Origin of the sequence: Agarivorans sp. Z349TD_8 (assembly GCF_050870825.2) — a bacterium.
GTDB lineage: Bacteria > Pseudomonadota > Gammaproteobacteria > Enterobacterales > Celerinatantimonadaceae > Agarivorans.
In genome coordinates, this window is record NZ_CP194037.2 from 4,844,878 (window position 1) to 4,869,303 (window position 24,426).

General features: G+C 44.0%; 30 protein-coding genes. 19 read left to right on the forward strand and 11 right to left on the reverse strand.

Annotated features, from left to right (window positions below):
• Window position 1 precedes the first annotated feature (1 nt).
• Entirely contained in the window at window positions 2-1,075 is a 1,074-nt protein-coding gene (locus ACRRS1_RS21910; protein ID WP_432455395.1) for a glycosyltransferase family 9 protein, read from the reverse strand.
• Window positions 1,072-2,115 carry a glycosyltransferase family 9 protein gene (locus tag ACRRS1_RS21915; protein WP_432468741.1) on the reverse strand — a complete coding sequence of 348 codons (1,044 nt, stop codon included), beginning with the start codon at window positions 2,113-2,115 and terminating at the stop codon, window positions 1,072-1,074. Before ACRRS1_RS21915 ends, ACRRS1_RS21910 begins: the two co-directional genes overlap by 4 nt.
• A 121-nt stretch (window positions 2,116-2,236) precedes the next feature.
• Between ACRRS1_RS21915 and coaD the strand changes: the two genes are divergently transcribed.
• The gene (gene coaD / locus ACRRS1_RS21920; RefSeq protein WP_432455393.1) at window positions 2,237-2,722 is read left to right on the forward strand and encodes a pantetheine-phosphate adenylyltransferase; all 486 of its coding nucleotides are present in this window, start codon (window positions 2,237-2,239) and stop codon (window positions 2,720-2,722) included.
• A gap of 37 nt (window positions 2,723-2,759) precedes the next feature.
• Here the strand turns inward: coaD and mutM are convergent, their stop codons facing one another.
• The 5 genes from mutM to radC all read right to left on the reverse strand — a co-directional run bounded on the left by mutM (window position 2,760) and on the right by radC (window position 5,393).
• Window positions 2,760-3,572: a bifunctional DNA-formamidopyrimidine glycosylase/DNA-(apurinic or apyrimidinic site) lyase gene (gene mutM / locus ACRRS1_RS21925; protein ID WP_432460480.1), complete on the reverse strand. Its 813-nt coding sequence runs from the start codon at window positions 3,570-3,572 to the stop codon at window positions 2,760-2,762.
• Entirely contained in the window at window positions 3,572-4,033 is a 462-nt protein-coding gene (locus ACRRS1_RS21930) for a hypothetical protein (RefSeq protein ID WP_432460481.1), read from the reverse strand. Before ACRRS1_RS21930 ends, mutM begins: the two co-directional genes overlap by 1 nt.
• Before the next feature lie 136 nt (window positions 4,034-4,169).
• On the reverse strand, window positions 4,170-4,325 hold the full coding sequence (rpmG, locus tag ACRRS1_RS21935; RefSeq protein WP_285762680.1) for a 50S ribosomal protein L33: 156 nt from the start codon (window positions 4,323-4,325) through the stop codon (window positions 4,170-4,172).
• Between the two features lie 23 nt (window positions 4,326-4,348).
• Entirely contained in the window at window positions 4,349-4,585 is a 237-nt protein-coding gene (gene rpmB, locus ACRRS1_RS21940; RefSeq protein WP_432455390.1) for a 50S ribosomal protein L28, read from the reverse strand.
• A gap of 133 nt (window positions 4,586-4,718) precedes the next feature.
• The gene (gene radC, locus ACRRS1_RS21945) at window positions 4,719-5,393 is read right to left on the reverse strand and encodes a RadC family protein (RefSeq protein WP_432455389.1); all 675 of its coding nucleotides are present in this window, start codon (window positions 5,391-5,393) and stop codon (window positions 4,719-4,721) included.
• Window positions 5,394-5,512: 119 nt separating this feature from the next.
• Between radC and coaBC the strand changes: the two genes are divergently transcribed.
• The 4 genes from coaBC (at window position 5,513) to mscS (ending at window position 8,966) form a co-directional block, all read left to right on the forward strand.
• On the forward strand, window positions 5,513-6,736 hold the full coding sequence (gene coaBC / locus ACRRS1_RS21950; RefSeq protein WP_432468966.1) for a bifunctional phosphopantothenoylcysteine decarboxylase/phosphopantothenate--cysteine ligase CoaBC: 1,224 nt from the start codon (window positions 5,513-5,515) through the stop codon (window positions 6,734-6,736).
• A gap of 5 nt (window positions 6,737-6,741) precedes the next feature.
• Window positions 6,742-7,197 carry a dUTP diphosphatase gene (dut, locus tag ACRRS1_RS21955; protein ID WP_432455388.1) on the forward strand — a complete coding sequence of 152 codons (456 nt, stop codon included), beginning with the start codon at window positions 6,742-6,744 and terminating at the stop codon, window positions 7,195-7,197.
• 50 nt (window positions 7,198-7,247) lie between these two features.
• On the forward strand, window positions 7,248-7,841 hold the full coding sequence (gene slmA / locus ACRRS1_RS21960) for a nucleoid occlusion factor SlmA (RefSeq protein WP_432455387.1): 594 nt from the start codon (window positions 7,248-7,250) through the stop codon (window positions 7,839-7,841).
• Window positions 7,842-8,135: 294 nt separating this feature from the next.
• The gene (gene mscS / locus ACRRS1_RS21965) at window positions 8,136-8,966 is read left to right on the forward strand and encodes a small-conductance mechanosensitive channel MscS (RefSeq protein ID WP_432460483.1); all 831 of its coding nucleotides are present in this window, start codon (window positions 8,136-8,138) and stop codon (window positions 8,964-8,966) included.
• A 63-nt stretch (window positions 8,967-9,029) separates the two neighbouring features.
• On the opposite strand, the gene ACRRS1_RS21970 is transcribed toward mscS, so the two are convergent.
• Window positions 9,030-9,485 carry a hypothetical protein gene (locus tag ACRRS1_RS21970; protein ID WP_432468740.1) on the reverse strand — a complete coding sequence of 152 codons (456 nt, stop codon included), beginning with the start codon at window positions 9,483-9,485 and terminating at the stop codon, window positions 9,030-9,032.
• 211 nt (window positions 9,486-9,696) lie between these two features.
• Between ACRRS1_RS21970 and ACRRS1_RS21975 the strand changes: the two genes are divergently transcribed.
• Window positions 9,697-10,365, forward strand: a complete 669-nt coding sequence (locus tag ACRRS1_RS21975; protein WP_432455383.1) for a potassium channel family protein — start codon at window positions 9,697-9,699, stop codon at window positions 10,363-10,365.
• A gap of 63 nt (window positions 10,366-10,428) precedes the next feature.
• Here the strand turns inward: ACRRS1_RS21975 and pyrE are convergent, their stop codons facing one another.
• On the reverse strand, window positions 10,429-11,073 hold the full coding sequence (gene pyrE, locus ACRRS1_RS21980) for an orotate phosphoribosyltransferase (RefSeq protein ID WP_432456123.1): 645 nt from the start codon (window positions 11,071-11,073) through the stop codon (window positions 10,429-10,431).
• Between the two features lie 14 nt (window positions 11,074-11,087).
• Window positions 11,088-11,804, reverse strand: coding sequence for a ribonuclease PH (gene rph, locus ACRRS1_RS21985; protein ID WP_432460484.1), 717 nt, complete (start codon window positions 11,802-11,804; stop codon window positions 11,088-11,090).
• 125 nt (window positions 11,805-11,929) lie between these two features.
• Between rph and ACRRS1_RS21990 the strand changes: the two genes are divergently transcribed.
• The 13 genes from ACRRS1_RS21990 to ACRRS1_RS22050 all read left to right on the forward strand — a co-directional run bounded on the left by ACRRS1_RS21990 (window position 11,930) and on the right by ACRRS1_RS22050 (window position 23,088).
• Complete coding sequence (locus ACRRS1_RS21990; protein WP_432468739.1) at window positions 11,930-12,790, forward strand: YicC/YloC family endoribonuclease; 861 nt, start codon at window positions 11,930-11,932, stop codon at window positions 12,788-12,790.
• Window positions 12,791-12,961: 171 nt separating this feature from the next.
• Entirely contained in the window at window positions 12,962-14,188 is a 1,227-nt protein-coding gene (locus ACRRS1_RS21995) for a tyrosine-type recombinase/integrase (RefSeq protein ID WP_432468738.1), read from the forward strand.
• Window positions 14,181-14,963: a DUF6387 family protein gene (locus ACRRS1_RS22000; protein WP_432468737.1), complete on the forward strand. Its 783-nt coding sequence runs from the start codon at window positions 14,181-14,183 to the stop codon at window positions 14,961-14,963. The genes ACRRS1_RS21995 and ACRRS1_RS22000 overlap by 8 nt, the downstream gene beginning before the upstream one ends.
• Before the next feature lie 96 nt (window positions 14,964-15,059).
• Complete coding sequence (locus ACRRS1_RS22005) at window positions 15,060-15,362, forward strand: AlpA family phage regulatory protein (protein ID WP_432468736.1); 303 nt, start codon at window positions 15,060-15,062, stop codon at window positions 15,360-15,362.
• Window positions 15,363-15,614: 252 nt separating this feature from the next.
• Window positions 15,615-16,019 (forward strand): hypothetical protein, encoded by a 405-nt coding sequence (locus ACRRS1_RS22010; RefSeq protein ID WP_432468735.1) that lies wholly within the window; start codon window positions 15,615-15,617, stop codon window positions 16,017-16,019.
• 234 nt (window positions 16,020-16,253) lie between these two features.
• Complete coding sequence (locus tag ACRRS1_RS22015) at window positions 16,254-16,454, forward strand: hypothetical protein (protein WP_432468734.1); 201 nt, start codon at window positions 16,254-16,256, stop codon at window positions 16,452-16,454.
• Window positions 16,455-16,465: 11 nt separating this feature from the next.
• Complete coding sequence (locus ACRRS1_RS22020; RefSeq protein WP_432468733.1) at window positions 16,466-17,083, forward strand: tyrosine-type recombinase/integrase; 618 nt, start codon at window positions 16,466-16,468, stop codon at window positions 17,081-17,083.
• A gap of 84 nt (window positions 17,084-17,167) precedes the next feature.
• Entirely contained in the window at window positions 17,168-17,683 is a 516-nt protein-coding gene (locus ACRRS1_RS22025) for a hypothetical protein (RefSeq protein WP_432468732.1), read from the forward strand.
• A 74-nt stretch (window positions 17,684-17,757) separates the two neighbouring features.
• A complete protein-coding gene (locus tag ACRRS1_RS22030; protein WP_432468731.1) occupies window positions 17,758-18,186 on the forward strand; it encodes a hypothetical protein in 429 nt (142 codons plus the stop codon).
• A 1,028-nt stretch (window positions 18,187-19,214) separates the two neighbouring features.
• Complete coding sequence (locus ACRRS1_RS22035) at window positions 19,215-20,255, forward strand: hypothetical protein (protein ID WP_432468730.1); 1,041 nt, start codon at window positions 19,215-19,217, stop codon at window positions 20,253-20,255.
• A gap of 2 nt (window positions 20,256-20,257) precedes the next feature.
• A complete protein-coding gene (locus ACRRS1_RS22040; protein WP_432468729.1) occupies window positions 20,258-20,671 on the forward strand; it encodes a hypothetical protein in 414 nt (137 codons plus the stop codon).
• Window positions 20,672-20,675: 4 nt separating this feature from the next.
• Complete coding sequence (locus ACRRS1_RS22045; protein WP_432468728.1) at window positions 20,676-21,485, forward strand: hypothetical protein; 810 nt, start codon at window positions 20,676-20,678, stop codon at window positions 21,483-21,485.
• 304 nt (window positions 21,486-21,789) lie between these two features.
• The gene (locus ACRRS1_RS22050; RefSeq protein ID WP_432468727.1) at window positions 21,790-23,088 is read left to right on the forward strand and encodes a restriction endonuclease; all 1,299 of its coding nucleotides are present in this window, start codon (window positions 21,790-21,792) and stop codon (window positions 23,086-23,088) included.
• A 98-nt stretch (window positions 23,089-23,186) separates the two neighbouring features.
• On the opposite strand, the gene ACRRS1_RS22055 is transcribed toward ACRRS1_RS22050, so the two are convergent.
• A complete protein-coding gene (locus tag ACRRS1_RS22055) occupies window positions 23,187-24,395 on the reverse strand; it encodes an IS256 family transposase (protein WP_432467449.1) in 1,209 nt (402 codons plus the stop codon).
• Window positions 24,396-24,426: the final 31 nt, after the last annotated feature.

The following is a 24,426-nucleotide window of genomic DNA, read 5'->3' on the forward strand; positions in this document are numbered from 1 at the left end:
CTTAACTCAAGCCTAGCTGCCTCAGCACGGGTTGGGGCTGCAGCGCATCTAAATCGCAAATATTCACAACATGCTCACCCAAGCAGCCATATTGCATCACATTGGTCATGGTAAACAAACCAACACAACGCGCACCAGCAGCGCTGGCCAGATGTAAAGGGCCAGTATCGCCACAAATGAATAAGGAAACTTGCTGTAAAAATGCAGCCAGTTGCCGTAAGTCACGATTCAGATAAGTAAAATGAGTGTGGCTCAAAGGCTCCGCAATATCAGGGCTCAAAATTTCAATCACATTTAATTCACCCGCGTAGTATTGTTTAAACTTAGCCAACAATACCTGCCATTTTTCATCGTCAACTATTTTGCTACCACGCGCCCCTCTAAAATAGGCAAGGCAAGGCTTATGATGATGTTCACCGAGCATTTGCTTAAGTTGCTCTGCCGCATACTGTTGCTCGCTATGACTGAGCTTTAGGCACGCACTGGCGTGTGCTACCGGGGGTAAACCTAAATACTCTAATAGCTCCAAACATCCCAAAGCATAGTGCGAGTATTTATGTTGGTACTTAACCGTATGACTGCATACCGCAGCATCGGCCGGACCGTCAAAAGCATGCACATTCTTCCCTTCCGTTAAGGCCGCAACAATCCGGTCGCTGGAGCCGCCGTAAGGCAACAAAATTAAATCATAAGAATGTTTTCGTAGTTGATGTATGGAGCGAATAAAGGCGGGAATGGTTTTTAGACCAAATTGCGAGAAATGAATATTTTTTAATCCCAGGTTTTCAAAGACTTTCCCCTGCCAAGGGTCACTGAGTAATAACTCAACTTCTGCGTCTGGGTACAAGGCTTGAACATAATTAACAAAAGGCAATAAGAAGAACATATTCCCAATTCGCTTGTTATTTCGAATAATCAATACCCGTTTAATTTGTGACTTCTGGAGGCGTTCAGTTAATCGACCCTTACGCCCCCCGAGTAACTTTAAAAAGGCGACTTCAAGGCCAATGGAGCGCTCACGCCGTTTACTATCAAATTGACGTAAAGCAGTGCGAATCCGCTTGATTAGGCTCATGATAGCCTAACACCTTGCGATAACTGCAGCTTACGCCACCAACGATTAATTTTTAGGGCTGAATCACTCACATTAATCAAACTCATATCTTCTTGGGTTAACTCTCCTTCTGGCGGAGAAAAACATAGGTGGCGTCCTTCACTATTAGGCGGACGCCAGCGTAACGGAGTGGCGCTGGTTCGATTTGGAAAAAAACCTGCGGTGGGCACATCAATGGCACCGGCAATATGTAAAGGGCCTGTAGAGCCAGCAATAAACAAGTCTGCACAGGCTAATACTTCACAAAAAGCCGCTAATCCATCTTCAGAGAAGTACAAACAATATGCCACGTCTAAATGTTCCAGCTCACTCACCAACTCTTGCGCTGCTACCAATTCGCCAGGGCCTGCGGTGATCACAAAATACAATTCTGCATTGAGTTTCGCCAAACAATCAATCAAACTCACATACTGCTCTAAACTAAGGTTATTAGCCGACCCACCGCTGCCAATATGTACCATCACCAGTGAGTCTTTATCAGCAAATAGCTGCTGTTTGCGCTGTGTTAATACTTCAGTCGCGAACTGCAGATATGGCCCCGAAGGCTGTTGCGCAGAATAGCCATGCAGCTCTAGAAATGCCTTGGTCAAATCCAGATTATACTGATACTCGGGTTTTAGCGAGCGAGAACGGCGCTGTACCACGCGCTGAGTATAAAGGAATTGCGCCAACTTAGTCGCCGGAGCACAACGGTTTGAGATCTTGGCACGAAAACCAAGCCAAGCATTGCGAAGATTAGAAAATAAACACAAATAACCGTCGAATTTTTGCTGTTTCACCTGCTTAAGCAAACTCGCTTGAGCCGCCGAATTTGCGGTGCTACCGCAATCAATGATCACCTTGTCGATCCAAGGGCATAATTCCGCCAAAGGCGCGGTATAGTTCGGCACCAAGGCCGTAATTTCACAATTAGGCATCGACAATTTCAACATGGCAAAACTGGGCCAAGCCAGCATAAAATCACCAATTTTGTCATTTCGTACCACCAACAACTTTTGCATTATTTAACCTTTATCTTCAAGCTTGCGCATTGTGACGAATCTTTATGACAGGCTCAAGAATTTTCCCCCAGCCCTGTGAGCAGGTTATAATCCCGCTAACATTTATCATTAGCAGATATTCATGACTACTCGAGTTATTTACCCCGGCACCTTCGATCCCGTGACTCACGGCCATAGCGATCTCATTCAACGAGCCGCTCGCATGTTCGACAAAGTTATCGTCGCGGTTGCTGCCAGCCCAAGTAAACAACCGCTGTTCAGCTTAACCGAGCGGGTTCAATTACTTGAGCAAAGCATCGGCACAAGCAGCAACATTGAAGTGATTGGTTTTACAGGCCTATTAGTTAACTTAGCGAAACAACAAAATGCCAGCGTCCTGTTACGAGGCCTGCGCACCGGTTCTGACTTTGAATACGAATTACAACTAGCCGACATGAATCGACAGCTAGATCCCAACCTGGAAAGTGTTTTTTTAACGCCTGGCGAAGGCGTCTCCTTCATCTCTTCCAGCTTGATTAAAGAAGTCGCTAAACATGGCGGCGATATCAACCGCTTTGTTGCGCCGCATGTCGCCGAAGCCGTGGCCCAAAAGCTTGCAACTAATTAACCACCGAAGGGCAGCATCGCTTGCTGCTTAACTTCAATTAGCGCTGGCAATGTGGGCAGAAAAAAGTATTACGCTGCCCTATTCGTAGTGCCTTAATCAGCTCACCACAGCAATCACAGCACTCACCTTCACGGCCATATACCGCCAAAGTTTGTTTAAAATAGCCTGGCTTACCATCCACATTGGTAAAATCTTTTAAGCTGGTGCCGCCTTGCTCAATGGCCTCGGCTAATACTTGTTTAATATTTTCGGTCAGTTGTTTTAAACGAACTTTACTAACCTTGTTGGCGGCGCGTTTGGGATGGATCCCGGTTCGAAATAGGGCTTCATTGGCATAGATATTCCCCACGCCCACCACCACCTTGTTATCCATAATAAACTGCTTAATCGCCACACTACGTGTTGCCGCCTTAGCAATTAAATAAGCACTCGAGAAATCCTCTTCTAAAGGTTCCGGGCCTAAGTTTACGAACAACTGATGCTCCTCTAAAGGAAGCGGAGTAAACAATACGCAGCCAAACCGTCGAGGATCATTAAAACGCAGCACCTTTCCATTGGCAAATTGCATATCGAGGTGATCATGTTTTCCCGCTGCAACCGCTTGTTCCAGTACCCTTAGGCTGCCCGACATCCCCAGATGAATGATAATGTAGCCCGCTTCGGTTTCAATCAGCAGATACTTGGCTCGGCGGCGAATGCTTAACACGGACAAACCCACATTACACTGGATCAATTCGGGTACTGGCCAACGTAACTGCGGCTGGCGAACCACAATCGCGCTAATCGTTTGCTGCAGCAAGTGTGGACTAATGCCGCGGCGGCTGGTCTCTACCTCGGGTAACTCAGGCATCAGCTTTCACTTAAATGAGGGAACAAGGCACTGTAGCTGGCTTGATCAAGTTGAAATAACTGCCCCTGCCAATTGGTGATCATCCGTTGATCGCCCAATTCAAACAAGGTGAGTTGTAAAGGACTCGCTAAATTAGCCAAATAAACTTGAATAATGTGACTCCGAGCCGCACCGCCTACGGCGTTTGGCCAAGGTTCGAGTTGCACATGCAGCCATGCATCAACCACCGCAATAGGGTGGTCAATTACGGGCTTACTGCGCCATTCGGTGCCTAAGCGTTCAATTAGCAAATCTGGCAGCTCTATCCGCAAAATCGTGGCGCCAACAGGCAACAGCTGCTGAGCTGCATTTGCCTCAACACTCACCGGCTTATCGTTAATCTCGACATACTTAAACACCAAAATCATCGCCGCAACGGCAAAGATAATAATGTTATTCCAGCCTCGGCGGCTCATTTTCATCGGATATCTCCCTTTTATCCATTCATCATAAGCGGGAAGTAATTCACGAGTAAACCCTCTGACTCATTCAGCGGGGCGAAAAAAAGCCAAAAAAAAGCCCAGCCTAAGCTGAGCTTCTTTACATCAAAGCCAAAATCTATTTGATTTTGCCTTCTTTGTACATAACGTGCTTACGAACAACGGGATCAAATTTTTTGATTTCCATTTTTTCAGGCATGTTACGTTTGTTCTTATCAGTGGTATAGAAGTGACCAGTGCCAGCTGATGAGTTCAAACGAATTTTCTCGCGAATACCTTTAGCCATTTTTTAGTTCCTTATACCTTCTCACCACGACCACGCATCTCGGCTAAAATAGCGTCGATACCTTTTTTGTCGATGATGCGCATACCTTTAGTCGATACACGTAATTTAACAAAACGTTTTTCACTCTCTACCCAAAAACGGTGAGATTGAAGGTTAGGCAAAAAACGACGACGAGTGCGGTTTTTTGCGTGCGATACGTTGTTACCAACAGCTGGCTTCTTACCAGTAACTTGGCATACTCTAGACATGTCAGTCTTCTCCAAATAAATACTTCTGCTCGAGCATCTGTTCATGCCCCGTTAGGCCGTCGCCCGGGACGACAGAAAGGCCGCATTTTATACAGGAAATAGAACCCTAGATCAACTAAAAATTGAACAAAGATCAGATCCAACCTCGCTCGGCGAAAGACATTGTCTCTCCACAGCCGACAACAACATGGTCTAAAACTCGCACATCAATCAGTGCTAAGGCCTTGATTAATTTAGTAGTAATTTGCCTATCGGCCAAACTTGGTTCGGCCACACCCGAAGGATGGTTATGGGCAAATATTACCGCAGCGGCATTTTTTTCTAATACACGCTGTACCACTACCCGTGGATAAACACTGGCAGCATCAATCGTTCCGAAAAATAACGGCGCGAATTGTAACACTCGATGCTGATTATCCAATAGCAATATTGCAAATACTTCACGTTGTTGGTGAGATAATTCCATAGAAAGGTAATTTTTGGCCGATTCAGCGCTATCCAGCACACTTTTTTCACTGATCTCGGCCAACAAATAACGACGGCTCATTTCAATTGTTGCACGTAATTGTGCATATTTTGCGCTTCCCATGCCTCGCTCGGCACAAAAAGTTGCCTGATCCGCCGACAAAATCGCCCGTAACGAACCAAATTGTTGGAGTAAATGCTGCGCTAAACTCACCGCATCCATTCCAGCGCAACCAATCCGCAAAAAAATGGCTAATAACTCTGCGTCACTTAAACTCGCTGCGCCTTGCGCCAATAATTTTTCTCTAGGCCGCTGCTCGGCAGGCCAATCAGATATAGCCATTATTTTAATTACAAAAAAGTCAATATAATAAAGGTAGCCGAATCTGCAGTCTTGTCTATGCGGAGAACTTAAGTTTTATGGTAGGCTTGCCGATACTAGACGGTGATTATTATTTCGGTATCAGCATGTTAACGGGAAAGAAAATTCTGCTCGCAATCTCTGGTGGGATTGCAGCCTATAAAATACCAGAGTTGGTGCGGCGCTTAAAAGACCAAGGCGCGCAAGTCAAAGTAGTGATGACCGAACACGCCACCCACTTTATCACTCCCTTAACTTTGCAAGCTGTCTCTGGCGAAGCGGTCGGCCTTAAAGTGGTTGACCCAAGTCAAGAAGGCTCTATGGGCCACATTGCCTACGCCAAGTGGCCGGATTTAGTATTGGTGGCCCCCGGCACAGCCAATGTGATTGCAAAGTTTTGCCATGGCATCGCCGATGATTTGGTGAGTACCTTATTACAAGCCACCAGCGCACCAGTCGCCCTCGCGCCAGCCATGAATCAACAAATGTATCTCGCAGCGGCCACTCAAGCAAACCTAGCGGTCCTTCGGCAACGCGGCGTCCCTATCTGGGGGCCTGCTCAAGGCGAACAAGCCTGTGGCGATGTAGGGCCAGGCAGAATGCTTGAACCAGCTCAACTGCTAACACATATTCAGCAACATTTCGCGGCCTTAGACCAGCCGCAAAGTTTAGCTGGGCGAAGAGTTGTGATTACCGCCGGGCCAACCCGTGAGGCCATTGATCCGGTGCGTTATATCAGTAATCATAGCTCAGGAAAAATGGGCTTTGCTTTAGCGCGAGCCGCTCAACAACTAGGTGCCGAAGTCAGCTTGATCGCCGGGCCAGTCAACTTAGCCACCCCAGCAGGGGTACGCAAAGTCGCCGTAGAAAGCGCTCAGCAAATGCTCGAAGCGGCCTTAGCTGAGACCGCGAGCAGCGACATCTTCATCGCTTGCGCAGCAGTCGCTGATTATCGAGTGGCTACCGTTGCCGAACAAAAGATCAAAAAAACTGACGACCAACAACTGCAGCTACAGCTGGTTAAAAATCCAGACATTGTGGCCACCATCGCCGGCCAAAAAGAGAAGCCGTTTACGGTAGGCTTCGCCGCCGAAACCCAAGATGTCGCCAGTTACGCTAAAGACAAATTAAAGCGCAAAAACTTAGATATGATTGCGGCCAACGACGTATCTAATCCCGAACAGGGCTTTAATAGTGAACAGAATGCCTTAACGGTATTTTGGCCAAATGGACAACAGCAATTAGACCTCGCTGACAAGACCTTATTGGCCGAACAACTACTCGCGTTGATCGCCGAGCACTACTCTTTACAACAAATAAAATAATAAGCATGAAACAAATAGCACTTAAAATACTAGACCCTCGAATTGGCAGTACGTTTCCGCTGCCTGAATACGCGACTCCCGGCTCGGCAGGCATGGATCTGCGGGCCTGTCTGGATCAAGCCCTAGAACTAGCCCCTGGTCAAACAGAGCTAATTCCTACTGGTTTGGCAATTCATATTGCCGATCCCGGCTTAGCGGCCACCATCTTGCCACGTTCCGGCTTAGGCCATAAACACGGCATCGTCTTAGGCAATCTGGTGGGTTTAATCGACTCCGATTACCAAGGGCAGTTGATGGTGTCTTGCTGGAATCGCGGACAAAGCACTTTCACCATCGAACCCGGTGAGCGGATCGCCCAGCTGGTCTTTGTCCCCGTGGTGCAAGCCAGCTTCGAGATTGTGGAAGACTTCGATGCAAGCCAACGCGGAGAAGGTGGGTTTGGCCATTCAGGTAAACATTAAATTGGTTCAGATGCAGTACGCTAATAAATAATAAAAGGATAATTATAACAATGGCGGGAAAACCAAAAAGCAATCGCCGCGAACAGATCCTCCAAGCCTTGGCAAGAATGTTAGAGACCAGCCATGGCCAACGGATTACCACCGCGAATTTAGCCAAAGAAGTCGGTGTTTCAGAAGCCGCACTCTATCGACACTTTCCAAGCAAAGCACGCATGTTTGAAGGTTTGATAGAATTTATTGAAGAAACCTTATTGTCTCGGATCAATCTGATTCAAGAAGAGCAAAAAGATACCCTAAATCGCTGTCAGCACATCCTGATGCTACTGCTGGGGTTTGCTGAACGTAACCCCGGTTTAAGCCGCATTCTTACTGGTGATGCCTTACAGGGCGAACACGAGCGTTTACGTGCCCGAGTGAGTGTGCTGTTTGACAAAATAGAAGTTCAGCTGAAGCAAGTGCTACGAGAGCGGCGACTGCGAGAAGGACAGGGCTTCTTAATTGAAGAAAACAGCCTTGCCACCTTACTCCTCGCCTATAGCGAAGGGCGCATTAGCCAATATGTACGTAGTGAATTTAAACTCGCCCCCACCGAACAATTTGACATCCACTGGGGCTTTCTAAAGCAACAACTGATGCGCGCTTAGATCTTTAATTCCCAGATGAAGCCGACAAATTTTCGCGAGAAGTGAGGGTCTGCCCAAACTCTCGCTCGGCTTTCATACACCGCGCGCTCACCATAAATTAACTCCCCACCATCAAACTAGACAAGTGGCTTTGCAGACTGCAGCAACGCGCTACGAAGCAAAGTGCTTAGCAGCGGATTTCAATCCGGGCAAAAACCTGCAGCACTTCGTAAAAACTAAACGAAACATAATCTTGTTTGTCATGAAAAAACTGCTAAATTTGTAACAACTTTAATTCATCACGGGTCTCAACACATGGATGTACTTCATCAAGGAACCAATTGGTTCGAAAACAACCAAGAAATGCTAGTTCAATACGCCATCAATATTGCTGCGGCAATCATTATTCTGATTGTGGGTATGTTGGTCGCGCGAATTCTCGCGGCAAGCATCGAGAAACTAATGAATGCACGCAAATTAGATAACACCATCAGCCACTTTGTCGGCTCCATGGTGAAATACACCATTATCGCCTTTGTGATTATTGCTGCACTGTCACGCATTGGCATTCAAACAGCCTCGTTTGTCGCGATTATCGGTGCCGCAGGCTTAGCAGTTGGTTTAGCGCTACAAGGTTCACTCTCTAACTTTGCGGCAGGCGTACTGATTATTGGTTTTCGCCCATTCAAAGCCGGTGACTTCGTAGAAATTGCAGGTACTGCTGGCTCGGTAGCCTCGGTGCAAATTTTTACCACGGTATTAAAAACCCCAGACAACAAACAAATTGTGGTGCCTAACTCGGCAGTTTTAGGCGGCAATATTGTTAACTACTCGACTCACCCAACGCGTCGTGTCGACTTGGTGGTTGGCGTCAGCTACGCAGCCGACTTGGCCAAAACCAAACAAGTATTGCGCGCCGTATGTGAAGCCGATAGCCGGGTATTGAAAGATCCTGATATTACCGTTGCGGTATTAGAGCTGGCAGACAGCTCGGTGAACTTTGTGGTTCGCCCTTGGGTAAATTCTGCAGATTACTGGCCAGCACGTTTCGACTTGATGGAAAACATCAAGAATGCCCTAGACGAAGCGGGTATCGAAATTCCATTCCCACAAATGGATGTGCACTTAGAAAAAGTCGCCAGCTAAATTCGGCTTCTTAAAACAACAAAAGCACAGCCACTAGGCTGTGCTTTTTTATTGAATAGCAATTTAAATATCATCCAAACGATGAGTGGCATGCACCATTTGTTGCTGACGCTTCTCTTGATGCTCGATCAAGTTGGCTAAAAATTGCTGCTCTGCCAGCATGCTAAAACCATCCTTCGCCTGCCTGAGCAAGTCTAAAGACTGCTCACTTAAATCCAAGGCCAGACTCATCACATCATCACTACTCATGTTCGCTGGCAAGCTCACTTTGGCCATTTTATCCACCAAGTCGTGCTCGGCTCGAATATCGGTCCAGGTATCTAATAACTCAGGTTTAGCCTGACTAATAAATTCTTTTACATGAGCGGTATTTTCTTTTTCTTGATGTTGTAAATAATTTAACAGCATTCTCACACGTTCCGCATCCGCATTCATCTCTAAGCGTCGATACACCACCCGCATCTCTTCTCGACAATTCACAAAATGTTCGAGCAATAGTCTTAACTGATTAAATCGCATGATGAGCACTCCCACTAATCGTCTCTCTCTTTATAGTAGAGTGTGCCTAAAAAATCTGCTTTAGCTAAGCGATTATGGCTTGATGTATATCAACTGATATCATTCACCTTCAGTCTATCTTGCGATGCTGCGCAAATGAATGATCCAGAGTAACGGCTTGCCTTTGCTAAAATAAACACCAACTCAAGAAGCTTTATATTAGGTTATCACAATGAAAAAACTGCTGATTTGGAGCGAGAAAAATAATTTTATTTTTTTAACTCTGGCCTTGATTGGCTACATTTTTTTAGCCGCCTGTGTTGACCAATTTTGGCAAGGAGACGGCTTTAAGTTTCTACAGGCCGCCATGGTGTTAGTGCTCGCCGCAGGCGTATGGCAAGCCAAGGGCAAAAAACTTTGGTTTGCCATCGGCTTAGGATTTTTACTCGCTACCACATTAATCGCCATTTTTAATTTGTGGTTTGAAGCCGAAAGCTTAGCGGGTATCTATCTCGGCTTTGTATTTTGTTATCTAGTGATCAGCACTTGGACCGCACTTAAGCAGGTCTTATTCACGGGCGAAATCGACACCAATAAGCTGGTAGGAGCTATCTGTATTTTCCTGCTGGTCGGTTTAGGCTGGGCCCACCTCTATACCATCTTAAACAGCTACCTCCCCGAAGCCTTTAGCGGCGTTTCCGCAGAGCATTGGAGCAGCCAGATAAACGCTTTCATCTACTTCAGCTTTGTCACGCTCACCACTTTGGGCTACGGCGAGATCACCCCCAAGGTGCCAATTACTCGCTTCTTTACCTTCAGCGAAGCCATTTTCGGGGTATTTTATATGGCAATATTAGTGGCAAGCCTAGTGGGCGCTCGCATGTCTAAGCGCGAACGCTAAGCAACAAAAAAGGCGACCCAATGGTCACCTTTTATTCAACTGAACGCGCAACAGTCCGCTTGCTTAAGCGATCCCGTATTGCTCACGGTAAGCACTCACCGCCGCCAACGCAGTTTGATTATCGCCTTGCTCTTCTAAATAAGTGATTAAATCTGCCAGCTTAACAATAGAAATCACCGTGGCATTGTAGTCACGCTCTACTTCTTGAATCGCCGACAACTCACCTTTACCTTTCTCTTGGCGATCCAGCGCAATTAGCACACCAGCTAACTCCGCATCATGGGCATTAATAATGTCCATCGACTCGCGAATCGCGGTGCCCGCGGTAATCACATCATCCACCAGCATCACCTTGCCAGCCAGCTCAGAGCCCACCAAGCTACCACCTTCACCGTGGGTTTTAGCTTCTTTACGGTTAAAGCAGTAAGGCACATCTTTTTGGTAATGCTCGTCTAAGGCCACCACGGTAGTGGTGGCAATGGGGATCCCCTTGTACGCGGGGCCAAACACTAAGTCGTACTCAATGTTTGAGTCTTGCAGCGCTGCGGCGTAAAACTTACCTAAACGGTTTAAATCACGGCCAGTATTAAACAAACCCGCGTTAAAAAAGTAAGGGCTGGTTCGGCCCGACTTTAAGGTAAATTCGCCAAACTTTAGTACGCCTTTGGCTAAAGCAAATTCAATAAACTCGCGTTGATAAGCTTTCATCATTCTCTCTCAAATTAACCCGCAAGGGCTTCACGTTGGGCCGCATTAATTTGGGCAATACCTTGTTTGGCAAAGGCCAGCATGTCTAGTAGCTCTTGATGGCTAAATGGCGCGCCCTCGGCCGTGCCTTGCACTTCAATCATGTTGCCGTCTTCACACATCACCACGTTCATGTCGGTCTCAGCAACGCTGTCTTCGGTGTACTCAAGGTCGCAGACAACCTCACCACCAACCACTCCCACCGAAACCGCAGCAATCAGCTGCTTCAATGGGCTAACTTTCAATTTTTTCTGCTCAATCATCCACCAGATGGCATCTTGTAGTGCCACGCAAGCACCGGTAATCGCTGCCGTGCGGGTGCCACCGTCGGCTTGAATCACATCACAATCCACCACAATGGTATATTCACCCAGCGCGCTCAAATCAACCGCAGCACGCAACGAGCGACCAATTAAACGTTGGATTTCTTGAGTACGGCCACTCTGCTTGCCGCGCGCCGCTTCACGACCCATACGGCTATGAGTAGAACGAGGTAACATGCCGTATTCCGCCGTAATCCAACCCTGGCCCTTACCTTTTAAAAAGCGTGGTACACCATCGTCTACCGAGGCAGTACATAATACTTTGGTATCGCCAAACTCAACCAATACCGATCCCTCGGCATGAGCCGTATAGTTTCGAGTAATGGTGATTGGACGCATTTGTTCGACAGCTCTTCCGTTAGGACGCATGCTAGTAACCTTTAATAGAAAATTCGCGGCTATTATATAGGCTTTTGTCGCACTTGGTCACGCCCAGACTGACGAACCAGCGAATAGCCGCTATAATCGGGCAAATTTTTTGAGGATATTCAACTATGATCCACAGCATGACAGGCTACGCACGCCACCAACTTAAAGCCGATTGGGGCAGTGCCACATGGGAAATTCGCAGCGTAAACCAACGTTATTTAGAAACCTACTGGCGCATGCCAGAGCAGTTTCGCGCCCTAGAGCCGGTATTGCGAGATAAGATCAGAAAAGCCCTACAACGTGGCAAAGTTGAATGTAACCTGCGCTTCGACGCCGACCAGGCTAGCCGTGGCGAACTACAGCTTAACCAAGCCCTCGCCGAACAACTCATCAAAAATGCCGAATGGGTACAGCAACAAGCTGGCGGACAAATTAACCCCGTCGACATACTGCGCTGGCCGGGCGTGATGGAAACCCCGGAGCAAGACGCCGATGCCATTAGCAAAGAACTTTTAGCGGGCTGGTTAGTGGCCCTAGAAGCCTTTATTGAAAGCCGCGCCAGCGAAGGTGCCAACACCGCCACCATGATCACCAGCCGCCTCGATAAAATTACCCAGCAAGTGGCCTTTGTACGCGAGCAAATGCCCGCCGTAATGCAATGGCAGCGTGACCGCTTAAAAACCCGCCTAGCCGACGTCATTGATGAGCTAGATCCGCAGCGCATCGAGCAAGAAATGATCATGGTCGCGCAGAAGATAGACGTCGCCGAAGAGCTAGACCGCCTCGACTCGCACGTAAGCGAAACCCGCAAAATCATTAAAAAAGGCGGCGCCTGTGGCCGACGCCTCGATTTTATGATGCAAGAGTTTAACCGCGAAGCCAACACCCTCGCCTCTAAATCGATTAACGCCGAGATCACTCAAGCTGCGGTAGAGCTTAAGGTATTAATTGAGCAGATGCGCGAGCAGATCCAAAACATAGAATAATGTTCACATTTGTTTTCAATTAATAAAAACAACCTATAAAGCATCCAGTTAGGATGCTTTTTTCTTTCTCATTCGTTTGCATTTGTTCTCATAAGTTGCGATATTTGTGGTGGGCATAGTGGTGGGCAACATTACCACCTCACAACAAGAATGGTGGGCAAAGAGGATTTCATGTCAACAATTACAGCTAAGCAGATCCAATCTTTGGTTAAGGGAGCACCCAAACGCCACCCTATAGGCTATGGGCTTTATTTGGTTGTCAGAAATAACGCCACACCATACTGGATGCTTCGTTATTCCACTGCAGGGAAAAGGAAAGAATTAACCTTAGGGCAATACCCTCACCAATCACTTGCAGACGCGCAGGCAGAAGCAGCCATTAAAAAAAGGGAAGTAAAATCGGGTTCAGACCCTCTCTTGGAGCGTAAAAGAATCAAAGAGCAATCAATTAAGGTTGTTGATGACCTCTTTTGTGATTGGTTTGAAACTGATTTATCTAAACGACTTAAACACCCCGGCATACCTAGACGGGTTTACACCAAAGACATAAAACCCTCTATTGGTGATATTCCCCTTGACCAAGTAAACGCAAGAGATGTGCGGGCGATTATTCAGCGCATTGCGACAGAAAGGCCAAGCATTGCCAATGACTCTCTGATGTATATGAAACAACTATTTCGTCACGGGATTAAACTCGACTTAATTGCTCATAATCCAGCGAGTGCTTTTACCGTATCTGATGCCGGAGGCGTCGAACTAAGTAAAGATAGGGCGTTAAGTATAGAGGAGTTGGAAAAGGCATTTAGTTTATTTAGAAAACATAGCGCTAGTTTTACTAGAGACAACTACCTTGCTTGCGCGTTATTAGTGACACTCGGCTTACGAAAAAGCGAGCTATGTTGTGCGATGTGGAGCGAATTTGAGTTAGACAAGTCACTATGGCACCTTCCAGCAGGACGCAGTAAAACAGGAGCACCAATAACTATCCCCATACCTCCGCAGGCCATGGCTTGGATAGAAGAGTTAAAAGTAAGGGCTTGCGGCTCAGAATATGTTTTCCCTTCTAGACGGATTTCCAAAAAACCTCACATGGGCAACGATACGCTTAACCGAGCCATTAGTAAGTTGTTTGGCCGAGAGCCGGGTAGAGCAAAACCTTCTCCAAATTTAATGGGTGACATGCTGCATTTCACCCCTCACGATTTAAGACGAACCTTTAGAACGCTGGCCGCACAACAAGGCATCCCCGGCCACGTCGCAGAAAGATGTTTGAACCACAAATTAAAAGGTGTGGAAGGCATTTACGACCGACACGATTACATCGAAGAGCGTAAAGAAGCTCACTGTAAAGTAGCTAACTTGATTGCTCCCATCGTTAATAAGAGCCGAAATGACTAAAATAAGATATAAAAACCAGCTTCCTTCTTGGTTTAATGCGAGCCGTTATCTCTTTATAAAAACGAAGGCAACTAACGAACAGCTGGACTACGAATTGACACTAAGAAGATGTATAAACATCCAGCTAAATAACGGAGAAATAGGCACAGGAGAACAAGAAGAGTTATTTCAAGAATACGTCTTTGAAGAACCTCAAGCTCCATGTACTGATGATTATGATGATCGCTTCGAAACGATTTATGTTGGGAACATCGAATTAATTGCCGAAGAGATTCATAGACAAGCTAATAACCTCATAAACGTTGAATGCTATAGCCAAGATAATTGGTTCAACAAAAGCCAAGAACATTGGTTCAACAAAGAGCACTGGCGTACTCCATTACATCTACTCGAAGACCCGGTTTGGTTGGGAGGTAATGCGGATGTTCTGGGAGGAATAAATCTAAGAAATACTACAGATAAAGAGCTCATAGCCGCTTTTCAAAAATGGTTACCTAAAATACGCAAAGAAATGGGCATACCGGAACCTAAACGATTCCGGTTTGATGAAAAAATAGAACTCGTCTTTTCTTGCGGCGTCTTGGAGTACTTAGACTTGACGCTATGGGCAAGGTCAAGAAACACAACCATTTCCAACAAACTCCTAGCAACCGTCATTCTGAATGGAAAATTTACAGAAAAAGAAATATCAAACAAAGTAAGAAAACATGCCTATGACGCAATTTCCTCTAAGTTTTTAATGCAACTCAGCCACTTCATAAAAGACGCTCTGTAAAAATCCCTAACTTCCTGCCCCTAGAAGATGAGGACAAATTAAAAGCATTACGATTCATTATATTCCAGAACATATGAACGCAAATGAGGAATGATAATGAACAAGTACACTCAACCCACTATGGAGCAACGCCAAATACTCCTCGATATTTTAGGTGAGTCAGAACGCTGGGTTAGAGAGGCAGAACGTAAAAACATTACCAGCTTATCTCGCACTCAAACGTGGTTATTAGAGCGCAGCAAAAAACACCCTCCAAGGATACAACTTGGCAATAAATCTGTAGCGTGGCTGCTTTCAGATCTGCTGTGGTTTATTTACCAGCCTGCTTTTTCTTCTAACAGTCACCCGCTAACTAAATCTGCACATACACGGGGGGAAAGAAATGAAAACTCTCTATAGAAATGGTCTAACTCTCCCCATCAATGACGCGCATGTATATCAACGGCGTGGAGTAATACTGGCATATAGAAATGGCGAACCTTTACATTTTACGGTGCTTAAATGCGTAGATGATCTGCGAATGCGCTGCTACTTCGGAGCTGCGAGAGCCGACAATCTCCAAGACTTTGAAGCCATTATGGATTACGGAGACAACTTTGCTCTTGTCACCAACTGGTTAAAACAATCATCGCTGTAACAGGATAAACCAGCATGGTTCGGAAAAAAAAGCCAAGAACTAGAAAACGCTTCGTAGGGATACCTCACGAAGTAGTTAAGTCAGCAAGCTATGCAAAGATCAATGGAAGCGCGGCGAAATTACTCACTCTTATAGCAATGCAATATAACGGCAAAAATAACGGTGATTTCACCTGTACTTGGGATCAAATGAAACCTTACTTTGGAGGCCAAGACACAATGAGAAAAGCGCTAAAAGCACTTCGTCACCATAGACTAATCGAGGTAACAGGTACGGGGACTACTCAACGAAAAGGACGAATGCCCCCCACGTTATACGCCATAACTTGGGAAGCAATAGATGACTATTCTAAAAAAGGACACATGACAGCCACTCCGACAATCACCCCAATTCGTAATGACTGGGCTCCACATAATTAAAATTTTAGCTTCACCATAAACTGGTACATACGGTAGACCAGTTTCTGGTGTAACCGAACAAAAAATCGCGATTCACCTTCACCAGAAACGAGTGTAGGTAAGAAGATGATAAATTTATATTTTTCATGCACTTAACTAAGAAAATAGCATTTTACACATGATGTATAGCCAAACCAGATTCTGGTATGCCTTATATACAGCCATATATACCCTAAATAAAGGAACAGATGAGCAATGCAAACCACTACTTTACAACAAGATGATTTAGAAAATATTGAAGCCAATACCAGCCAAATTATTGCTATATCGCATTTGGCTTTAACTGAGCAAATAACCGAATTACCAGCAGAAGATTTAACTCATCTGTTTCGACTGATTAGTGACCTAGGACAAGAGATCTTAGCCCACGTCACCAAAGCAACATCTGCGAGCTGAGGAGAGCATACGTGTCTAGAGTTCATTCAGCGAGAAACAAGGATGAATTTAACGTTATTTTAAATGCCCTTGAAAGGAACCATGGCTTACAAGCGAGATGGTTAGCAGAGCTTACCGCCCTTTGGGCCTTGAGGATCAGCGATTTGTTAGCCATCAAAACACAACAAATTGATGAATCCTTCGCTACAGGTGAGTTTTCCATCATCGAAAGCAAGACACAAAAGATTAAGGTCATCACCTTAACTCCCCATGCTATTAAGTTATTAAGCCAAATGAGGGAGCTTAATCCAACGGCGATCTATTTATTTGAGAGCCGCTATGGCGGAAAAAGAAGAGCGCTGAGTAGAAAAACGGCTTGGCGATGGATGAGCCAAGTCGAACCCGATGTGATTAAATGGCGGCGCTCCTGTGGCCGCTTGGGTGGAGTCAACCTAGGCACCCACTCTTTACGCAAGTCAGGCTCGCGTTTAAGACAACAAGCAGGAGTGACTCTGGAAGAGTTACAACAACTGCTTAATCACAGTAAACCTGAAACGACCATTAACTATCTCGATAACAATGAGCAAGATCTTGTCGACACCTTTGTTGCTGGCGACCGCGCCCTATTCGGCTCCGAAAATACCAATTGAGACAGTTTATAAGTTGCGTCCCAATAGCACCTTAACTAACTGATTTTTAAAGATTCATAAAACAAGCAAAAACAGGCGGATTAAATGAGAAATATAAGTGCAAATAATTGGCTAGAAATAGTCGCTATGTGGCAAAGCCATCGAGTACCTGAAATAAAAATCATGACTTTTGATAAAGACAAACACAACCCCACAACGGCTTGGTTCAGCTTAACGAACAACACACCCTTAAACTATCTTAGTAATCCCATCAATAGAACGGCTAGCCACATAATTGAATTAGAAAAACGTGAACAACCAATAAAGATAGCGCATAAGTTAATGGGCTTTACCTTGGGTTTAGACTCTGAGCTAATTGATGATCTTCGAAACATTATTTACTCCCCTTCACTCTTTAGAAATGAAGCCCGATGTTGGTGGTATTGCTCTTCAAAATATGCTTTGCCTGAACCCTATTCTCGATATGAGAGAAATACATGCCCTCGATATGCAATCCCCATGATTACTGATATGGAAACCTTAGTTAAACATGCTGCTCACACATGGACCGCCATTGCAGAAGCTGCAGCGGTAATCAAACACCCTAGCATTCATTCCTGATAATATTGATAATTATTTCAACCGGTTGTAGATTATGATTTTGTTTCCACTGATCTCTGTCTAGGTAATCAAAATTGAAATCTAGTATTCCATTACCCACAGATAACATCTATAAGTTCTATGCGTTATTTGGTTTGCTTCTACTTATCAGTAGTATGACACTGTTTTTAATAAACTATTCTGGAGTTCAACAACGAGCATCTGATCGATTTCTAGAATTAAGAGTATTGGAAGAGCTCAAAGAGCCATCGGTCGAGCAATTAGCGAAGATAGAGTTATTAACTATTCAAGCGAAGGTCGATAAGTCAAATAATGCTTGGTACTCTAAGTTCATCGGAGCCTTTATCGGCACTTCCATCACACTCATTGTTTTTGGCTTTTGGAAATGGCATATCGTTATACAGCCCAAGCAAGATAAGCTGCTAGACAAACAGATTGAGAAATTGGAGCTTGAAATTGCAGATCTAAAAAAGCCATCACGCAAAATGCCGACTAGAAATTGATCATTTAGTACAAGAAGGAGTTGTTGTGGATTGGGAAGTTGTAAGCGGCATAACAGGCATAATCAGCGCTGCTTGTGCCCTCATTAGCTTAATCTATTTTAGCTCTAATACAGCAAAATCAAAGTACGACATAAACACTCCGATTCTAAATCAGCATCTTATCTTTTCATTTTTGCTGGCAAGCTCCGGGTGGGCGTTATGCTGTACCTGCTACATGTGGATAGCTGAACCCTATGGACGTTATCCTCGCCCATACGAGTATTTACAAATGCTTGGCATTATATTGGCTTTACCCTCAGTTATTATTTTGCTCTTCGGCTTAAAGCGCCTTAACAAGCATGTAACATAAAGCGTTTTTTATTCGTGTTTTATCATAAAAAACCAAGGTTTGTGGCAGAAAAGATGCGACTTACAAGCAAAAATAAACCAAAAAGGCCTTAAAATTTGCAGTTTTTTGCAATAAAAAGGGTAAAAACTAGTGCTTTTTTAGAAAGCTTTTGAACATTCTACTCGCACAATAGCGTTACCTTAGTGCTCTAGTTAGTCGATGCCGCTTCGGGTGTACCTGGCGAAAAAGTACAAGCATGAAGCTAGGCTTTATAAGGTCCTGAAAGAGAATTAATCAAATTGTATAGGTAGGGGGGAGGGGTAAATCTCAGCGGCCTTTAGGCTAAGTACCGTAGCTATAGCCATATTTTTATGCGTGAATATTTAAAACTTTTTTCTGGATCATTTCTTTAACATTATATTTAGAGCTTCTATTTTAGCCTGTATAGAGAAGACTCCAAAAATGATGATTTAGAATCATTCTTTAAAGGCTAGTAAAGAGGCTATCGCTAGCAATTTAACCCTCAATCAATAAGCATATAGCGCACAGTTAGTCTGCTCTTCTCAAAGCTCCCTTCCCACATCAATAACATCAATAACATTAATAACATTAATAACATTATTGTGATTAATGTGATGGGACGGAGCAGTAGACTGTGAGATACTCCATATACGAATAGAAAGTTTAATTGGATAAGTACATGCCTTCAGTAGTAACATTGCCACACACACTTCCCAGTAATCAACAGCAACTATTACAGGGCTTGGAAGACAGCGGCGAACAAGTTTTTGCTCGCACTGTGGCAGCAAATTATGGCTTTCGTATTTCTAATCGTTGGGATAGAACAGCAAAAAATGTAGCTGAGGACCTTGCTTCTACAGGTAAGGACTTCCAAAACTGTACAATTGATAGTTTAGAACAGTTGGTTGACCGAGTAATTATCTCAGCCAACCATCATTATTCAGTTTACGAACTATCACAGATTGATGCAGTATCAGTGAGGCAAGCACTATCAGCTATCGTAGGGCAGCCACAAAACAATCAGTACTCACAACATTATCCAGCCAAAGTAGATTTCGACTCAACTCCAAACACCCCTACAGGGCATTTCCTGTGTAAAGTTGTGGATATGGGAGATGGGTTCGCATGTATCTTTTCTTCCGTAGAGAAAGAAGCTCCGATTGGGTTCCGCTCTTCAGTTAACAGCATGATTCTTTCGCAGTTTTTTCATACAGTGTTTGTTCCACACAAAAAAGATAGATATGAAGTACGAATCTCGGATAAGGCTCCTGCTCGATACCTCGAAGAGCATGCCACATCAATTAATAATGAGTTCATTAATACTATTGGAGAACAAGGGGTTAAGTTTCGCAGAACATCGATAAACTTCTATAATTGTATAAAATCTTATTTTAGTGATCAGGCTTCTGGCCGGATTGCACATGCTGTTTTGACTACAGATCAAGATAGCAAAGACGCTGAGTTAAAAAGTTTACGCAATAGGGATTATTGCGCTAGATCTCAGCAAGTAGTCGATACCAAAAACAACTTCGACTATATCTGCCGAGCTATACTAATAAGAAAGCCATATTTAGGTAATACTTTGGGTGAAATAGATATCAGCTTTTTTCCACACAAAAATGTATGGGAAGCAAATCAATGTTGGACTATTCAAGTCAAGAAACCTCAAACAAGCACGGCTTTGAACTCAATAATTACTGATGCTATAACGAGAAGCTAATAATGAGTATCAAAAGTAAGATTAAGAAGTATTCAGCTAGGCTTGACCGCATAACAGAAAGGCTCATAGATGAAGATTCATCTAATGTTGAACTGTACAAAAACTTCTTAAATTATGTCTCTAATAATCTAGGGCATACTTACTACCCAATAACTAAGTTGCTTACTGCTGCAGAATGTCAGAATGCTAACGAAGCTTTGGATGTAGCAAACTACTTTTCACTAGGTGAAGAGCCACTCCTAGTGGTAACTTTCTGTTATTTTGATTTCGATGGTACTGATATTAAGATTGATAGAGACTGTTTTATTGAGAGCCTTACCAATGGAACTCCTCCTATCGAAGAGGATACCGGAAATCCAATACAACACTTCAATCCTTCTCGCCTAGGGTTCTATTGTAACTTGGTCAGTGAATAGTAGAGTGAACGCGACAGATCAAACAGAAATAAAAGAATTGATGAGTACCGAAGCAGGACTCTCTAAGCTGATACAATTCGCGAAGTTCAACCATAAAAATGTTAGCTATCAGTATTTTATTGAAGTTCTATATGAGAAGCTGGATAATATATTTGCTAAGTTAGAGAATTCTAGAGATAAAATTTTTTCACATGATGAAGATGCTATTACAGGCTTAATTGCAGCTAGACTCGAAGAAATAGGGTTCAATACAAGCGAACAAACAAAGCAAAACGGATCTGTAGATTTAACAGTCGAGCTAGGTGGGCATAAATGGATTGCTGAAGCTAAGATCGCGTACTCAAACAGCAAGATACTAGAAGGGCTATTACAGTTACTAACACGCTATGTAACCAGAGATGAGAAAGCTGGCTTGTTGATTTATATAAAAAAACCTAAAAGTATAGATGTGGTTAAGAACTGGGATGGTTTCCTTAAAAATAGTAAAAGCCTAGAATCATACATAGCAAAAAAAAATCCTGAACTACAAGATGACCTAAACTGTATCTTTAGCAATGTAAAAACCACCAGCCATACTCCCATGATTCTCAGTTCTAGACACAATCTTGTTAGAGGTACTGAAATAAACATACGCCACTTTTGTGCAGATCTTTACTATAACCCTGCAGATTCCAGTGGGAACAGTTGTAAGAAACAGAGAAAAGACAATGCGTTAAATAATTTGGCCAACTTGTATTTTTCGCATTTAGAGTCCAAAAATAATTTTGACACAGATAAATGTATAGAGTATTTAGAACGATTATTTAGAGATTGAGATCTGACGACAAGTAACTTGAAGATGACTTAACCAATAGGTGGGCAAAGTGGTGGGTAAAAATATAAAATCCAATTCCAGTTACACTAATTCATTGAATTTCAATACTTTTTACCATACATCCAACAAGCAGATCCAGAATCTAGAATAAATTTTCCCCATACAGAACATCTAAGGCTTAGGCTACTAAATTGTTTACCGCTTTCTCACTATTTGAGAAAGCGGTAAACAACATTGTATTATCAACGACCTCATGTAATATTATCATACATAACAACTTGTTTTTTATCGATAATAGGCATTTATGGAAATTCAAATTGGCGACATTCTTAGATATAAAAAGCCAGCTTGTGCGAAAAATACCTATGAAGACGACTACTTAAATTTCCACTTCTTGACCAAATCTGTTTACGCTAAAAATCTACAGTTAGAGAAGGGAATTAATCCTAGCGCTAAAATCAAAACAAGCGCAGGTGAACTTGTTCGCCCTGCTATTCTCATTTCTAGTAGCCCGAATAAAAAAGGCTCTGCAGAAACGCCGTGGGAAGATTTCTATGATGTTGACAATGGTCATATTCGCTACTTTGGTGATAACAAAGAACCGGGAAAAGATCCGGCGACAGCAGCAGGAAACAAAGCACTACTTGAAGCTTTTAGGCTAGCACACTCTCACTCTATCGAAGAGAGGCTGTTAACCCCTCCCATTTTGTTTTTCAAACGAGCAGCCGTTAATGGCGTAACAAAGGGTTATCCACAATTCCATGGTTTAGGGGTTATAAACAGCGTAGAGCTAGTAACCCAATGGGACAACAAACTTCAGCGAACATTTACCAATTATGCTTTCGATTTCACCGTTCTTTGCATTGCTGCTGAACATGAAAAATTTGAATGGGATTGGATCAACAATCGACGCATAAAAGATTTTTCACTCACTTTTACTAATAAAATGTCTCCACAAAGTTGGAGAAAATGGTTAGATGAAGGGAGCAACGCACTCAATAAATTACGGCGGCGAGTATCCAAGCTAAGTCTTGAAAAAATGGTGAATCAAAAGCCCATTCCTGGTTCTGAATCAGCCTGTATTTTAAACGAAATATATACCCATTATGCTAATAAGAGACACAAATTCGAGGCCTTAGCTGAAGAGGTCGCCGCTAGAGTCATCGACAGGGATTACGGTATTTATCAAAAAGGCTGGGTGACTCAAGGCTCAGGAGACGGCGGGGCTGATTTCATTGGCAAAGTCACTCTAGGGAGTCGCTTTTCTAGAGTTGAACTAATTGTTTTGGGCCAAGCTAAGTGTGAGGCATTAAATACCCCAACGGGTGGCAACCATATTGCGCGAACAGTAGCACGGCTAAAGCGTGGCTGGTTGGGCGTATATGTGACAACCAGCTATTTTTCTGACTCTGTTCAGCGCGAAGTGATAGAAGATAAGTATCCTATTATTCTGATCCATGGGCACAGAGTTGCCGAGGAAGTAGCTAAAATTGTGTACGAAAGCGAAGAGTTTAACAGCGTGAGTAGCTTTTTAGTTGCGATGGATAAAGACTATCCATCGCGATTAAAACAAAGGCAAGCAGAAGAGATATTGAATACCTGACATAAAATGTATTAGTTGTGGTAGCTCAGATCTTACAGTTGCCCGATTTTTAGGATGGCTTGTCGACCCTGTAAATAATTCTGTGTAACTGCTTTGGGTTACAAGTAATCAGTAAGTCGGTCTTCAAACATAATCATAAAGCGATTGAGAGCCTGTCGCCAGTTTCTTATTGGCATCGACCAGCGTTTCGATGCATCCATAATTGCAAGATAGACAACTTTCCTCGCTGATTCATCCGTGGGGAATAGCTTACGCTTCTTTGTCGCTTTGCGTATCACACTGTTCAAGGACTCTATCGCATTCGTCGTGTAAATGGCTTTACGAATGTCCTGAGGGTAGCTGAACAATGTATTTAAATTATCCCAATGCGCTGTCCAAGAGCGGCTTATCTGTGGGTATTTATCATCCCACTGGTCACCAAATTGTTCGAGGGCCAGAAGCGCTTCTTCCTCGGTATTCGACTGGTAAATACCTTTGAGATCTGCCGTTACAGCCTTGTAGTCTTTCCAAGGGACATACTTCATTGAATTGCGCACCATGTGGACGATACAGAGCTGTATTTGGGTTTTTGGGAATACGGCGTTAATAGCATCTGGAAAGCCCTTCAAGCCATCAACACAAGCGATAAGAATGTCGTTGATACCTCGAGTCTGGAGTTCAGTGAGAACGCTGAGCCAGAACTTCGCACCTTCCGTTTCAGATATCCACATCCCCAAAAGTTCTTTCTGACCTTCGATATTTACGCCCAGAGCCAAGTAAATCGCCTTATTGACGACCTGTTTGTTTTGGCGGATTTTCACCACGATGCAATCAAGGTAGACGATGGGATAGACTACATCCAGTGGCCGTGATTGCCATTCAACAACCTGCTCTAGAACTGAGTCGGTAACTTTAGATATGAGGCTTGCAGAGACATCAGCATCGTACATTTCTTTGAACGTAGCGACGATTTCACGAGTTGTCATGCCTTTGGCGTAAAGGCTTAATATCTTGTCATCCATCGATTGAAATCGAGTTTGATGCTTACGAACAAGCTTCGGTTCAAACGAGGCATCTCGGTCTCGAGGTACATCCAGTTCAATCTCACCATCGTCGGTGATCAAGGTCTTGGATGAATAACCATTACGACTATTCTTATCGGGCTTTTCAGCGTGTTTCTGATAACCGAGGTGGTCATCAAGCTCAGCATTTAACGCTGTCTCAACAGTCACCTTGGTTAACATTTTACGAAAGTCATCTAGATCTGAAGGGGTCTTGATTGACTTAGCGGCTTCACGAGCAAATGCTTCGAGAGCTTTCTTATCCATGTTGCTTATCCTTAGCCTGTTCAGGCCTAAT

Excerpts from the sequence above, each read along its gene's own strand:
- ACRRS1_RS21910 (WP_432455395.1), bottom strand. The coding sequence starts at position 1,075 with ATGAGCCTAATCAAGCGGATTCGCACTGCTTTACGTCAATTTGATAGT.
- ACRRS1_RS21915 (WP_432468741.1), bottom strand. The coding sequence starts at position 2,115 with ATGCAAAAGTTGTTGGTGGTACGAAATGACAAAATTGGTGATTTTATG.
- coaD (WP_432455393.1), top strand. The coding sequence starts at position 2,237 with ATGACTACTCGAGTTATTTACCCCGGCACCTTCGATCCCGTGACTCAC.
- mutM (WP_432460480.1), bottom strand. The coding sequence starts at position 3,572 with ATGCCTGAGTTACCCGAGGTAGAGACCAGCCGCCGCGGCATTAGTCCA.
- ACRRS1_RS21930 (WP_432460481.1), bottom strand. The coding sequence starts at position 4,033 with ATGAAAATGAGCCGCCGAGGCTGGAATAACATTATTATCTTTGCCGTT.
- rpmB (WP_432455390.1), bottom strand. The coding sequence starts at position 4,585 with ATGTCTAGAGTATGCCAAGTTACTGGTAAGAAGCCAGCTGTTGGTAAC.
- radC (WP_432455389.1), bottom strand. The coding sequence starts at position 5,393 with ATGGCTATATCTGATTGGCCTGCCGAGCAGCGGCCTAGAGAAAAATTA.
- dut (WP_432455388.1), top strand. The coding sequence starts at position 6,742 with ATGAAACAAATAGCACTTAAAATACTAGACCCTCGAATTGGCAGTACG.
- slmA (WP_432455387.1), top strand. The coding sequence starts at position 7,248 with ATGGCGGGAAAACCAAAAAGCAATCGCCGCGAACAGATCCTCCAAGCC.
- mscS (WP_432460483.1), top strand. The coding sequence starts at position 8,136 with ATGGATGTACTTCATCAAGGAACCAATTGGTTCGAAAACAACCAAGAA.
- ACRRS1_RS21970 (WP_432468740.1), bottom strand. The coding sequence starts at position 9,485 with ATGCGATTTAATCAGTTAAGACTATTGCTCGAACATTTTGTGAATTGT.
- ACRRS1_RS21975 (WP_432455383.1), top strand. The coding sequence starts at position 9,697 with ATGAAAAAACTGCTGATTTGGAGCGAGAAAAATAATTTTATTTTTTTA.
- pyrE (WP_432456123.1), bottom strand. The coding sequence starts at position 11,073 with ATGAAAGCTTATCAACGCGAGTTTATTGAATTTGCTTTAGCCAAAGGC.
- rph (WP_432460484.1), bottom strand. The coding sequence starts at position 11,804 with ATGCGTCCTAACGGAAGAGCTGTCGAACAAATGCGTCCAATCACCATT.
- ACRRS1_RS21990 (WP_432468739.1), top strand. The coding sequence starts at position 11,930 with ATGATCCACAGCATGACAGGCTACGCACGCCACCAACTTAAAGCCGAT.
- ACRRS1_RS21995 (WP_432468738.1), top strand. The coding sequence starts at position 12,962 with ATGTCAACAATTACAGCTAAGCAGATCCAATCTTTGGTTAAGGGAGCA.
- ACRRS1_RS22000 (WP_432468737.1), top strand. The coding sequence starts at position 14,181 with ATGACTAAAATAAGATATAAAAACCAGCTTCCTTCTTGGTTTAATGCG.
- ACRRS1_RS22005 (WP_432468736.1), top strand. The coding sequence starts at position 15,060 with ATGAACAAGTACACTCAACCCACTATGGAGCAACGCCAAATACTCCTC.
- ACRRS1_RS22010 (WP_432468735.1), top strand. The coding sequence starts at position 15,615 with ATGGTTCGGAAAAAAAAGCCAAGAACTAGAAAACGCTTCGTAGGGATA.
- ACRRS1_RS22015 (WP_432468734.1), top strand. The coding sequence starts at position 16,254 with ATGCAAACCACTACTTTACAACAAGATGATTTAGAAAATATTGAAGCC.
- ACRRS1_RS22025 (WP_432468732.1), top strand. The coding sequence starts at position 17,168 with ATGAGAAATATAAGTGCAAATAATTGGCTAGAAATAGTCGCTATGTGG.
- ACRRS1_RS22035 (WP_432468730.1), top strand. The coding sequence starts at position 19,215 with ATGCCTTCAGTAGTAACATTGCCACACACACTTCCCAGTAATCAACAG.
- ACRRS1_RS22040 (WP_432468729.1), top strand. The coding sequence starts at position 20,258 with ATGAGTATCAAAAGTAAGATTAAGAAGTATTCAGCTAGGCTTGACCGC.
- ACRRS1_RS22050 (WP_432468727.1), top strand. The coding sequence starts at position 21,790 with ATGGAAATTCAAATTGGCGACATTCTTAGATATAAAAAGCCAGCTTGT.
- ACRRS1_RS22055 (WP_432467449.1), bottom strand. The coding sequence starts at position 24,395 with ATGGATAAGAAAGCTCTCGAAGCATTTGCTCGTGAAGCCGCTAAGTCA.